The following is a 13,468-nucleotide window of genomic DNA, read 5'->3' on the forward strand; positions in this document are numbered from 1 at the left end:
GGTGGTGACCTTCGCGCAGGCGCAGGAGCGGGCCGAGCAGTGGATCAACGGGGACCTTCCGCCGTATCAGCACCGGCAGGTTCTGGTGCGGGAGTTCGGTCTGGGGTTCGTCGTGTGGGCGCAGGACCGTGAGGGTGGTCCGGTGTCGGACGGCGGTGGGCAGCGGCTGGTGATCGCGCGGGACGGCGGTGAGGCCTCGTTGTGGCCCGCGCTGCCGGTCGGTGAGGTGATCCGCCGGTACGAGGAGGAGTACGGGGCGCGGGACGGGGCGGCGGAGGCCGCGCCGCCGCCGGAGCGGATCGACCTGAACCAGACCTCGTTCCTGTTGTCGCCGCCTGAGTGGCTTCAGGAGGCCGCCGACAAGCTCGGTATCCCGGACCGGCGCGGCGCGGACCGTGAGCGTCCGGCTGCCGGTCAGGGGTCTGCGGCCGGTGGGGGTTCGGGGGCGGGTCAGGGGCCGGCGGGCGGTCAGGGGTTCGTCGCGGGTCCGGCGGCCGCTTCCGGGGGTGCGGGACCGCACTCCCCGGCCGCCTCTCCGTCCCCGTCGCCGGCCGCTCCGGCCGGGGGGACGCCGTGGGCGGGGACGGACACGGCTCATGACGGCGACAACCGTTCCGTGCCGCCGCCGGCGACGGTGTTCGCGCCGCCGCTGCCCGAGGGTGCGGGCGAGGGCCGGGGTCCGGTGGCGGAGGCGCGTACGGAGCTGTTGTCGGGCGGTGCGCCGTACGCGTCCCTACCGGGCGCTCCTGGTGCTCCCGGTGCTCCCGGTGCTCCCGGTACGCCCGGCGCTTCGTCCGGTACGCCCGGCGCTTCGTCCGGTTCGTCCGTGCCGGGGGCCGGTGACATCAGCGAGGCCGCGACGAGCAAGGCGCAGCCGTCGCCGCGCCGTGGGGGCGGGGCCTCCGTGCCGCCGCCTCCGGGTGCTCCCGGGGTGCCGGGCGGTGCGGGTGCCGCGCGCCCGCGGCCGGACCAGTCCGGCCAGTCCGCTCCTTCGGGTCCGCCCGTTCCGGGGACGCCGCCGCAGGGTGTGCATCACGCGGCGACGGTGCTCTCGGGTCCGGGGCAGAGCCTCGGCGGGCCCGGTGTGCCGGGCGGCCCGCAGGCGCCCGGTGGTCCTGGTGGTTTCCAGGGGCCGCCGCCGCCCACCCCGCCGCCCGCGCCGGGGACGCCGCCGCAGGGTGTGCACCACGCGGAGACGGTCCTGTCGAAGCCGGGTCCCGCGACGCCCGCCCCGTCCGGCGTGCCGCTGCCCCCGCCGAGCGGTCCGAGCGTGCCGCTGCCGCCGCCCTCGGGGCCGCCGGTGAGCGGTCCGGGTGCTCCGCCCCCGCCGCCCGCCGCACCGCACACGCCGCCGCAGGGCATGCCGCCCGGCCCGGGCGTGCCGCCGCCGGGCCCGGGGACGCCGCCGCCCGGTTACGGCTATCCGCAGCAGCAGGGGCTGCCGACGGTCGGCCCGGGGTACCAGGCCGTCCTGCGCTACCGCGCCCCGGACGGTTCCGAGCAGCAGCTGATCCGGCGTTCGGCGCCGGGCACCCCGCACCCGGAGTGGCAGATCCTGCACGAGCTGCGGGCGATGAACGTGCCGCCGCAGCAGGTGCTGGAGCTGCACACGGAGCTGGAGTCCTGCGAGCTGCCGGGCGCGTACTGCGCGCGGATGATCCGGGAGACCTTCCCGCAGGCGCGGATCACGTCGATCGCCCCGTACGGGACGGACCACGCGAGCCGGCAGCAGGGCATGGCGCAGTTGCTCGCGCACCAGGGCGAGCTGCACCAGGTCGCGGACGGGCCGGCGCGGCCCGCCCCGGTGCGCGCCCCGCTGCCGCAGGTGCCGCCGCTTCCCCCGGTGCCGCCGGAGGGGGTCGCGCACGAGCTGGCGCAGGCCTTCGGTCCGCAGGGGCTGTTCCGTTTCGAGGAGCGCGCGGTGTCGCGGCAGGGCGTGCCCGAGCTGGTGGCGCGGACGCTGGTGACGGCGGGTCTGCCCTTCGACATGGGGCCGTTCTTCTGGGCGCAGGCCCAGCCGGGCCGTCCGGTGCCGACGCTCGCCGAGCTGGCGCAGGAGCGCGGGGTGCCCGCGGCGCAGGACGCCGGTACGTACCTGGTGATGGGCAGCGATTTCGGCAGGGCGATCTGTGTGCAGTACGGCACGGCGCACATCGTCGCGGTGCCGGTGGAGGCCGGTGCGAACGGGGCGCCGGTGCCGCCGCAGTTCGTGAACTCGGGGCTCCCGGAGTTCGCGCGCTGCCTCGCGCTGCTGGGCCGTATGTGGCGGCTGCGGTTCGGGCTGACCCCGGAGCAGGCGGGCCGCTGGACGGTCGACTTCCAGGCCCAGCTCGCGGCGCTGGACGCGGCGGCGCTCGGCTCCCCGGAGACCTGGTGGTCGGTGCTGCTGGAGCAGATGTGGGACGGGCTGCTGTGAGCCGGACGGGGTAGTCCGTGTGAGTGGCCCCACGGGGCGCCCCTCCGGGTGACGGGTGGGGTGCCCCTGATCATGCGGTCATGGCTGCTCCCTCCCCGTCCCCGGAATCCGCAGGGCCCCCGCCGCAGGGGACCACGGCGCGGCGGCGCAGGCGGCGCTGGCCGTGGATCACGTTCGTGGTGCTGCTGGTCCTCGTGCTGGGCGTCGCCGGGTACGGGACGTGGCTGTACCTCTGGGCGGGGCAGCAGCTGCGGACGACGTCCGCGCTCGCCTCGTACCCGGGCCGTCCCGGCGTGAGCAAGGGCTCGGACTGGCTGCTGATCGGTTCGGACAGCCGCTCGGGGCTCAGCGCCGAGGAGCGCAGGCGGCTGCACGTCGGCGGCGACGCGGGCCGCAACACGGACACCCTGATGATCGTGCACTACGGCGACAACGGGCCGTACCTCGTGTCGGTCCCGCGCGACAGTTACGTCGCGATCCCCGGGCACGGGAAGAACAAGATCAACGCGGCGTACGCGCTGGGCGGGGCGAAGCTGCTGACCCGCACCGTCGAGCAGGCGACGGGGCTGCGCCTGGACCACTACGCGGAGGTCGACTTCCCCGGCTTCGTGGACGTCGTGGACTCGCTCGGCGGCGTACGGATCTGCGTGCCGAAGGGCGGGCTGCGCGACAGCCACTCGGGGGCCGATTTCGACGCGGGCTGTCAGCGGATGAACGGCGTGCAGGCCCTCGCGTACGTCCGGGCCCGCTACACCGACCCGCAGGGCGACCTGGGCCGGGTCAAAAGGCAGCGGCAGTTGGTGAGCGCGGTCGCGCACGAGGCGTTCTCGGCCTCCGTCGTGCTGAACCCCTGGGAGCTGGTGCCGTTCCTGCGGAGCACGTTCGACGCGGTCACCGTCGACGACGACACGGACGTGCGGGCGCTGCTGGGCCTCGCGCGCCAGATGCGTGACCTCTCGGACGGCAAGGGCGCCACGACCACCGTGCCGGTCTCCGCCGAGCCGCAGGTCAGTGGGGTCGGCGACGTCGTCGTCTGGAAGGAGCCGGACGCCCGTGCCCTGTTCCGCGCGCTCCGGGAAGATCGCCCGATTCCGGATTCTGACACCAAATGACGCATCCTTGAGCGAATGGATGGGCAGAGTGTCGTGTTATGGGGCGTTCCCCTGTGTCCACCCGGAGGTACCCCACCCGGGGTGACCGAAGGTGACCGCAGGTGAGCGGTCCACGCGAGCGCCGCGCGGGCCGGTGTCCGACGCAGAGGGGCAGGGATACGGGATGAGCAGCAGTACCGGGTCGCCGCACGGTTTCGCCTTCGTCTCCCCTTCCGTGCGGGCCCGCGCCTACCGCCCCGCCGAGGTCGACCCCCGGGTGTCCGCCCTCACCGAGGACCGCGACCTCGCCCGGCAGCGCGCGCGACGGCTGGAGGAGGTCGCGGCAGAGGTGGCGGCCGAGGCGGACCGGCTGCGGGAGACCGTGGCCCGGCTCGCCCCGCAGACGTACGACACGCTCGGCTCCCGCGCCCGCGAACTGCTCGCCCTGACCGAGGAGGAGGTCGCGGCCGTCACGGACGCGGCCCGCGCCGACGCCGAGGAGGCCGAGGAGTCCGCCCGCGTCGACGCCGCCCGGCTCGCCGGGGAGGCGGCCCGGTACGCGGAGGGAGTGCGCGCGGCGGCAGAGGAGGAAGCGGCGCGGCGCCTCGCCGCCGCACACGCCGAGGCCGAGGGCGAACGCCGGTCCGCGCAGGACGAGGCCGACCGGCTGCGGGCCGGGGCCCTCGCCGCGCTGCGCGAGGTGCGCGCCCGCTGCGAGGAGGCCGTCGCGGCACGGGAGGCGGAACAGGCCGAGCGGTCCCGGATCGCGCGGGAGCGGGAGGCCGCCGCGCAGACGCGGGCGGAGCAGACGGCCGCGCGCCGCCTGGCCGCGGCGGAGGAGACCCTGTCCGCCGCCCGCCGCGCCCTCGCCGAACAGGAGGAGGCGGCCCGGCACCGCCAGGAGGACGCCCAGGCCCGCGCCGCCCTCCTGTTGTCCCGCGCCGAGGCCCACGCCGAACGCGTCGCCCGCGAGAGCGAGGAACTCCTCCGGGCCCACGAGGAGCAGGCCGAACAGGTGCGCGCCCACCTCAGTCACGTACGGGCCAGCCTCGCGGCCCTGACGGGCCGGGGACTGCGGCAGGGCGCGGAGGAGGCCGGGGAGAAGGCCCCTGAGGCGGTCCGCCCGGCCGGGGACCGAGCGTCGGAACCGGCTCGCGGGGCGCGGGACGTGGACGTGGCCGGGGCGCGGGGCACGGCCGCTGTCGCGGGTACGACGGCGACGGACGAGGCGCCCGGTGCCGCCGGTGGGGCGGGGGCGCGGGACACGGCCCGTACCGCCGGTACGGCGGGGGCTGGTGGCCCGGACGGAAGCGCGGGGACGTCCGGGGCGAGGCGGCCCCGCGTGGGCCGGCCCCGGTCGGCGAGCGCGGCGGAACGCGGCGCCTGAAGCGGAGGAGCGCCGCCCGGCCGACCCTGCGGACTCGGGGGACGACGGTGCGATCCGGTGGACCGTGCGAACCGGCGAACCGGCGAACCGGCGAACCGGCGAACCGGCGGACCGGCGGACCCCGTGGACCCGGCGGACCCTGTGGACCCGGCGGACCCTGTGGTCCCTGTGGTCCTGGCGGAGGCGCGGAGTCCGGTCCGGGTCCGGCCGAAGTCCCGCCCAGGCGCCACCCCTACGGGACAGGCTCGCTGCGTGACCGCCGAAGGTGCGGAGAGGGCATACGCCCTGACCTGCGCCGACAGCCCGAGGCGGTGCTCCGGGCCGGCCGAGGACCGGTCAGAGGGAGGACGCCCGCGCGTTTCGCGCTCCACCCCCGGGTGGACGGGGGCGGCCCGGAGGGTGGAGTCCCCTAGGGGGGAAGACCGGACCCTGGGTGGGGGGTCGTTCGTCCCGTCGGAGGACGAGGCGGCGAGGGTGCGTTCTCTAGCCTTGTCTCATCGGTCTGGAGGCTGACCGCAGCACCCGTACTGAGGTTTACCGCAGTAAAAGACTGCGCTGTACCTCAGGGCGCCAGGACGGCCGGACCGAAAGAATCGGAAACGCGAGCAGGAGAGTGCGGCTCACGGGGGAAACCGCACTCTCCTCACCTCTCCGACCCTCCCCGTGCAAGGCACCGCCCACCCGGGCCGCGCTGCCGCACGCCCTCGTCCGTGACCGGCGTGAGCGACCCACGCGATCAGCATGACCGACATAGGAGACTTCCAGTGACAACGGCTGTGACCATTCCTCAGCACCACGGTGCCGGCGGGCAGGTGGCCGTCGCCGCGCGGGCCCGCCGCGTCGTCAAGGCGTACGGCAGCGGGGAGACCCGGGTCCTCGCCCTCGACGGAGTCGACGTCGACATCGAGCGGGGCCGGTTCACGGCCATCATGGGGCCCTCGGGCTCGGGGAAGTCGACACTGATGCACTGCCTGGCCGGTCTCGACACGGTGACCTCGGGGCAGATATTCCTCGCCGACACCGAGATCACCGGACTCAAGGACAAGAAGCTCACCCAGCTGCGCCGCGACCGGATCGGCTTCATCTTCCAGGCCTACAACCTGCTGCCCACCCTGAACGCGCTGGAGAACATCACGCTGCCCATGGACATCGCGGGCCGCAAACCCGACCGGCAGTGGCTGGAGCGGGTCGTGGAGACGGTCGGCCTCGCGGGCCGCCTCAAGCACCGGCCCACCCAGCTCTCCGGAGGCCAGCAGCAGCGGGTCGCGGTGGCGCGGGCCCTGGCCGCCCGCCCCGAGATCATCTTCGGTGACGAGCCGACCGGGAACCTCGACTCCCGGGCCGGCGCCGAGGTCCTCGGCTTCCTGCGCACCTCGGTGGACGAGCTGGGCCAGACCATGGTCATGGTCACCCACGACCCGGTCGCCGCCTCCTACGCGGACCGGGTGCTGTACCTCGCCGACGGCCGGCTGGTCGACGAGATGGTCAACCCGACCGCCGAGCAGGTCCTCGACCGCATGAAGGACTTCGACGCGCGCGGGCGGACGTCATGACCGTGCTCAAGACCTCAATGCGCAACTTCCTCGCGCACAAGGGCCGGATGGTCCTCTCGGCGATCGCCGTGCTGCTGTCCGTCGCCTTCGTGTGCGGCACCCTCGTGTTCACCGACACGATGAACACGACCTTCGACAAGCTCTTCGCGGTCACCTCGGCCGACGTCACCGTCACCCCGAAGGCCCCGGACGGCGGGGACGACGCGAGCGGCGGCTCCACCGGCCGCCCCGAGTCGCTGCCCGCCTCCGTCGTGAGCAGCCTCGGGAAGGCCGAGGGGGTGCGGGCCGCCGAGGGCGCCGTGAGCAGCCAGAGCGTCACCGTCGTCAACGACAAGAACGACAATGTGGGCGCCGCGAGCGGCCCCACCTTCGCCGGCAACTGGACGCGCAACGATCTGCGGTCCATGGAGATCACCTCCGGCCACGCTCCGCGCGGGCCCACCGAGGTCATGCTCGACTCCGACACGGCGAAGAAGCACCACCTGAAGCTCGGTGACGCACTGCGCACCATCACCGTGACCGGCGACTTCCGGACCCGGATCGTCGGTATCGCCTCCTTCACCGTCACCAACCCGGGTGCGGCCGTCTTCTACTTCGACACCGCCACCGCCCAGCGTGAACTGCTGGGCAAGGAGGGGGCGTTCACACAGGTCAACCTGACCGCGGACCAGGGGGTCAGCGACACCGCGCTCAAGCGGCGCGCCGCCGACACCCTGGGCGCCGGGTACAAGGTGCAGACGCAGAAGGAGGCGGCCGACGCCAACCAGGACGACCTGGGGTCCTTCCTGGACGTCGTGAAGTACGCGATGCTCGGCTTCGCCGGGATCGCCTTCCTCGTCGGGATCTTCCTGATCGTCAACACCTTCTCCATGCTGGTCGCCCAGCGCACCCGGGAGATCGGCCTCATGCGGGCCATCGGCTCCTCCCGCAAGCAGGTCAACCGCTCGGTGCTCGTCGAGGCGCTGCTGCTCGGGGTGTTCGGCTCGGTCCTCGGGGTCGGCGCCGGTATCGGTCTCGCGGTCGGCCTCATGAAACTCATGTCGGCCGCGGGCATGGACCTCTCGACCCGCGATCTGACGATCGCCTGGAGCACCCCGGTCGTCGGTCTGGCCCTGGGCATCCTCGTGACCGTGTTCGCCGCCTACCTGCCGGCCCGCCGCGCGGGGACCATCTCGCCGATGGCCGCCCTGCGGGACGCCGGTACCCCCGCCGACGGCAGGGCCGGCCGGATCCGGGGCGCCGTCGGCCTGCTGCTCACGGCGGGCGGCGCGCTCACGCTGTACCTCGCGACCGACGCGGACAAGGCGAGCAGCGGGGCGCCCTGGCTGGGCCTGGGCATCCTGCTGAGCCTCCTCGGCCTGGTCGCGGTGGGCCCGCTGCTCGCGGGGATCGTGGTGCGCGCCCTGGGCGCCGTGCTGCTGCGGGTGTTCGGGCCGGTCGGCCGGCTCGCGGAGCGCAACGCACTGCGCAACCCGCGCCGCACCGGCGCCACCGGGGCGGCCCTCATGATCGGCCTGGCGCTCGTCGCGTGCCTGTCGGTGGTCGGCTCCTCCATGGTGGCCTCCGCGAGCGATCAGCTGGACCGTACGGTCGGCGCCGACTTCATCGTGGACTCGACGACCCAGCCGATCGTGCCGAAGGCCGAGAAGGCGGTGGGCGCGGTGCCCGGACTCGACCACGTCACCCGCACCAAGCTGGTCGACGTGCGGATGACCGCCCCCGACGGCAGCAGCGAGAAGACCAGTCTCTCCGCGACCGACCCCGGCTACCGCCAGGACGTGCGGCGCGAGGTCGTCGCGGGCGACCTGGCGGCGGCCTACGGCAAGGACGCGATGTCCGTGGGTGACGCCTACGCGAAGAAGCACGGGGTCGAGGTCGGCGACCGGCTGAAGGTGTCCTTCGCCGGAGGGGACACCGTGCCCATGACGGTCAAGGCCATCACCTCGGACGACACGAGCATCGACCAGGGTGCCCGCTACCTCGCGATCTCCACTCTGGAGGCGCACGTACCGGCCGACCGGGTCCCGGCGAACGCGATGATGCTCGCGAAGGCCGCCGACGGCCAGCAGGACCGGGCGTACGCCGCGCTCAAGGACGCGCTGCGCTCCTACCCGCAGTACGAGGTCCAGAACAGGGCCGACTACAAGCAGACCCTCAAGGACCAGATAGGCCAGCTGCTCAACATGGTCTACGGGCTGCTGGGCCTCGCGATCGTCGTCGCCGTGCTCGGCGTGGTCAACACGCTGGCCCTCTCCGTCGTCGAACGCACCCGGGAGATCGGCCTCATGCGGGCCGTCGGCCTGTCCCGCAGGCAGCTGCGCCGCATGATCCGGCTGGAGTCCGTCGTCATCGCCCTGTTCGGCGCGCTGCTCGGCCTGGGCCTGGGCCTGGGCTGGGGAGCGAGCGCCCAGTCCCTGCTGGCCATGGAAGGGCTCGACGTCCTGGAGATCCCGTGGCCGACGATCCTCGGGGTGTTCGTGGCCTCGGCCTTCGTCGGCTTGTTCGCCGCGCTCGTCCCGGCCTTCCGGGCGGCCCGCATGAACGTCCTGAACGCGATCGCCACCGACTGAGCGGCCGACGCCGGGACCGTACCGGGCAGGCGGCGGGGCGGGCGGGCAGGGCAGGGGCACCGCACAGCTGCGGCCTCTCCCCGCCCCGCCCGCCCCGCCGCCGTACGTGGGGGCGGGAGCGGCGTACCTGGCACGGGCGCCGCGACGCCGCTCGTGTGCGGCACCCAAGACGCGCGCCCCGGCGGGGCCGGCGCCGCGTACGGGCGCCCCGGCGACTCCCGTACGCGCGCGGTTGCATTGCGCGGGAGGCCGGAGCGACCGGAGGCCCGGACCCGCCCGAACCCGCCGCCAGGCCGCACCCCGCCCCAGGCCGTACCCGCCCGGTCCGGGTCCGCACGGGCTGGGCCCCCAGGCCGCACCGAACCTGCCCTACCCCCAGGGGCCGCACCGGACCCGCTCTCCCAGGCCGCACCGACCCCGCCCCGAGGCCGTACCGGCGGACCCCGCCCCCCAAGCCGCACCCGCCCCCCTGTCCGCACCGGCCCCGCCCGCAAGCCGCCCGCAAGCCGCCCGCAAGCCGCTCGCTCGTGGCCCCGCTCGTGGACCCGCCCGCAAGCCGCTCCGGGGCTGTAGGTCGTACGCTGGGAACCCCCGGCCCGTGCGCGTGTCGGGCTCTTCGCGATGCCTTCCCCGGGGGCCGGGGCCGTCCGAGACCTTCGGGCCGCCCACCGGCCCACCGGCGCCTGTCCCCTGTCCACCCCGTTCCACCCCGTAGCCGCCAGGACGGAAAGAAGCCTTCATGAGTCTCCACGGTCTCCTCGACGCGGTGGTCGCCGATCCCGCGCTGTCCGAAGCGGTCAAGGCCGCCGCCGACGGCCACCGCACGCAGGCCGACCTGGTGGGCCCGCCCGCCGCGCGGCCCTTCGTGGTCGCGGCGCTGGCCCGGGAGACGGGCCGTACCGTGCTCGCCGTCACCGCGACCGGCCGGGAGGCCGAGGACCTCGCGGCGGCCCTGCGCACCCTGCTGCCCGCCGACGGCGTCGTCGAGTTCCCGTCCTGGGAGACGCTGCCGCACGAGCGGCTCTCGCCCCGCTCCGACACCGTGGGCCGGCGCCTCGCCGTGCTGCGCCGGCTGGCCCACCCGCAGACCGACGACCCGGACACCGGGCCCGTCTCGGTCGTCGTCGCCCCCATCCGTTCGGTGCTCCAGCCGCAGGTCAAGGGCCTGGGCGACCTCGAACCGGTGAGCCTGCGGCAAGGGCAGAGCGCCGATCTCGGCGAGGTCGTCGAGGCGCTCGCGGCGGCCGCCTACGCCCGCGTCGAACTGGTCGAGAAGCGCGGCGAGTTCGCAGTGCGTGGCGGCATCCTCGACGTGTTCCCGCCGACCGAGGAACACCCGCTGCGCGTCGAGTTCTGGGGCGACGACGTCGAGGAGATCCGCTACTTCAAGGTCGCCGACCAGCGCTCCCTGGAGGTCGCCGAGTACGGGCTGTGGGCGCCGCCCTGCCGGGAACTGCTCCTGACCGACCAGGTGCGGGAGCGGGCCGCCGCCCTCGCCGAGGCCCACCCCGAACTGGGGGGACTGCTCGGCAAGATCGCCGAGGGCATCGCCGTGGAGGGCATGGAGTCGCTGGCCCCCGTGCTGGTCGACGACATGGAACTGCTCCTCGACGTGCTGCCCGGGCGCGCCATGACCGTGGTGTGCGACCCGGAGCGGGTCCGTACCCGGGCCGGGGACCTCGTCGCGACCAGCCAGGAGTTCCTGCACGCCTCGTGGGCGGCGTCCGCGACCGGCGGCGAGGCGCCCATCGACGTCGGCGCCGCCTCCCTGTGGGGCCTGGCCGATGTCCGCGAGCACGCGCGCGAGCTGGGCATGCTGTGGTGGTCGGTGTCGCCGTTCGCGATCGACGAGGAGCTGGGCGCCGACACCCTGAACCTCGGGATGCGTGCCCCCGAGAGCTACCGGGGTGACACGGCCCGCGCCCTCGCCGACACCAAGCAGTGGCTGTCGGACGGCTGGCGCATGGTCTACGTCACGGAGGCGCAGGGCCCCGCGAGCCGCACCGTCGAGGTGCTGGGCGGCGAGGGCATCGCGGCGCGTCTGGACCCGGACCTCGGGGAGATCTCCCCGTCCGTCGTGCACGTGTCCTGCGGCTCGATCGACCACGGCTTCGTGGAGCCCGCGCTCAAGCTCGCCGTGCTCACCGAGACCGACCTCTCCGGCCAGAAGGCGGCCGGGAAGGAAGGCGCCCGGATGCCGGTGCGCCGCAGGAAGACCATCGACCCGCTGACGCTGGAGACCGGCGACTACATCGTCCACGAGCAGCACGGCGTGGGCCGCTACATCGAGATGGTCCAGCGCACCGTGCAGGGCGCGACCCGCGAGTACCTGGTGGTCGAGTACGCGCCCGCCAAGCGCGGACAGCCCGGCGACCGGCTGTACATCCCCACCGATCAGCTGGAGCAGATCACCAAGTACGTGGGCGGGGAGGCCCCGACCCTGCACCGGCTCGGCGGCGCGGACTGGACGAAGACGAAGGCCCGCGCGAAGAAGGCCGTCAAGGAGATCGCCGCCGACCTCATCAAGCTGTACTCGGCGCGGATGGCGGCGCCCGGCCACGCCTTCGGCGCGGACACCCCGTGGCAGCGGGAACTGGAGGACGCCTTCCCGTACGCCGAGACCCCCGACCAGCTGACGACGATCAGCGAGGTCAAGTCCGACATGGAGAAGACGGTCCCGATGGACCGCCTGATCTGCGGGGACGTCGGCTACGGCAAGACGGAGATCGCGGTGCGCGCCGCGTTCAAGGCGGTGCAGGACGGCAAGCAGGTCGCCGTCCTCGTGCCCACGACCCTGCTCGTCCAGCAGCACTACTCGACGTTCAGCGAGCGGTACGCGCAGTTCCCGGTGAAGATCCGGGCGCTGTCCCGCTTCCAGAGCGACACCGAGGCCAAGGCCACCCTGGAGGGGCTGCGGGACGGCTCCGTCGACCTGGTCATCGGCACCCACCGCCTGTTCTCCTCCGAGACGAAGTTCAAGGACCTCGGGCTGGTCATCGTCGACGAGGAGCAGCGCTTCGGCGTCGAGCACAAGGAGCAGCTGAAGAAGCTGCGCGCCAACGTCGACGTCCTCACGATGTCCGCGACGCCCATCCCGCGCACCCTGGAGATGGCGGTCACCGGAATCCGCGAGATGTCCACGATCACCACGCCGCCCGAGGAGCGGCACCCGGTGCTGACCTTCGTGGGGCCCTACGAGGAGAAGCAGATCGGCGCCGCGATCCGTCGCGAACTGCTGCGCGAGGGCCAGGTGTTCTACATCCACAACCGGGTCGACTCGATCGACCGGGCCGCGTCGGCGCTGCGCGCGATCGTGCCCGAGGCGCGGATCGCCACGGCGCACGGCCAGATGTCCGAAGCGGCCCTGGAACAGGTCGTCGTCGACTTCTGGGAGAACAAGTTCGACGTCCTCGTGTCGACCACGATCGTCGAGTCCGGTATTGACATCTCCAACGCCAACACGCTGATCGTGGAGCGCGGCGACAACTTCGGCCTCTCCCAGCTCCACCAGCTGCGTGGCCGCGTCGGCCGGGGCCGCGAACGTGGCTACGCCTACTTCCTGTACCCGCCGGAGAAGCCGCTCACCGAGACCGCGCACGAACGCCTCGCGACGATCGCCCAGCACACCGAGATGGGCGCCGGGATGTACGTCGCGATGAAGGACCTGGAGATCCGCGGGGCGGGCAACCTGCTGGGCGGCGAGCAGTCCGGGCACATCGCGGGCGTCGGCTTCGACCTGTACGTGCGCATGGTCGGCGAGGCCGTCGCCGACTACCGCGCGGAGCTGGACGGTTCGGTGGACGAGGAGCCGCCGCTTGAGGTGAAGATCGAACTGCCGGTCGACGCGCACGTCCCGCACGACTACGCGCCCGGCGAGCGGCTGCGTCTCCAGGCGTACCGCGCGATCGCCTCCGCCACCAGCGAGGAGGACGTCAAGGCCGTCCGCGAGGAACTTACGGACCGCTACGGCAAGTTGCCCGAGCCGGTCGAGAACCTGCTGCTGGTCGCGGGGCTGCGCATGCTGGCCCGCTCCTGCGGGGTCGGTGAGATCGTCCTTCAGGGCAACAACATCCGCTTCGCGCCCGTGGGCGAGCTGCGCGAGTCCCAGCAGCTGCGGCTTCAGCGCCTGTACCCGGGCACCGTCATGAAGCCGTCCACCCAGCAGGCGCTCGTCCCGCGCCCGAAGACGGCGAAGGTCGGCGGCAAACCGCTGATGGGCCGCGAACTCCTGTCCTGGGCAGGCGAGTTCCTGGCCTCGATCCTGGGCTCGTAAAGCTGCCGGTGGGGCTGGGGGCGCGTCCGGAGAGGTTGACGCGCCCCCTCTCCGTCCCCCAATCTTGTCAATGACAAGAAGCGGTGCCGGTACGGGAGTCGGGGGAGACATGACGGCCGAGAACGAAGAGAAGCAGGTACGGGCCGAGGGTGCGGCGGGGCCCGCCCCGGCGGCGGCG

At 73.8% G+C, this 13,468-nt stretch carries 6 protein-coding genes; all 6 read left to right on the forward strand.

Annotation, left to right across the window (positions count from 1 at the left end; genetic code table 11):
- Window position 1 precedes the first annotated feature (1 nt).
- The 6 genes from AB0J21_RS05690 (at window position 2) to mfd (ending at window position 13,290) form a co-directional block, all read left to right on the forward strand.
- Window positions 2-2,416 carry an SUKH-4 family immunity protein gene (locus AB0J21_RS05690; RefSeq protein ID WP_363144710.1) on the forward strand — a complete coding sequence of 805 codons (2,415 nt, stop codon included), beginning with the start codon at window positions 2-4 and terminating at the stop codon, window positions 2,414-2,416.
- Window positions 2,417-2,496: 80 nt separating this feature from the next.
- Complete coding sequence (locus AB0J21_RS05695; protein ID WP_363144530.1) at window positions 2,497-3,528, forward strand: LCP family protein; 1,032 nt, start codon at window positions 2,497-2,499, stop codon at window positions 3,526-3,528.
- A gap of 163 nt (window positions 3,529-3,691) precedes the next feature.
- Window positions 3,692-4,894, forward strand: a complete 1,203-nt coding sequence (locus AB0J21_RS05700; protein ID WP_363144531.1) for a hypothetical protein — start codon at window positions 3,692-3,694, stop codon at window positions 4,892-4,894.
- A 764-nt stretch (window positions 4,895-5,658) separates the two neighbouring features.
- Window positions 5,659-6,447, forward strand: coding sequence for an ABC transporter ATP-binding protein (locus AB0J21_RS05705; protein ID WP_363144532.1), 789 nt, complete (start codon window positions 5,659-5,661; stop codon window positions 6,445-6,447).
- Window positions 6,444-9,017, forward strand: a complete 2,574-nt coding sequence (locus tag AB0J21_RS05710; RefSeq protein ID WP_363144533.1) for an FtsX-like permease family protein — start codon at window positions 6,444-6,446, stop codon at window positions 9,015-9,017. Before AB0J21_RS05705 ends, AB0J21_RS05710 begins: the two co-directional genes overlap by 4 nt.
- Before the next feature lie 739 nt (window positions 9,018-9,756).
- Window positions 9,757-13,290 (forward strand): transcription-repair coupling factor, encoded by a 3,534-nt coding sequence (gene mfd / locus AB0J21_RS05715; protein WP_363144534.1) that lies wholly within the window; start codon window positions 9,757-9,759, stop codon window positions 13,288-13,290.
- Window positions 13,291-13,468 lie beyond the last annotated feature (178 nt).

Source organism: Streptomyces sp. NPDC049954, assembly GCF_040656295.1.
Lineage (GTDB): Bacteria > Actinomycetota > Actinomycetes > Streptomycetales > Streptomycetaceae > Streptomyces.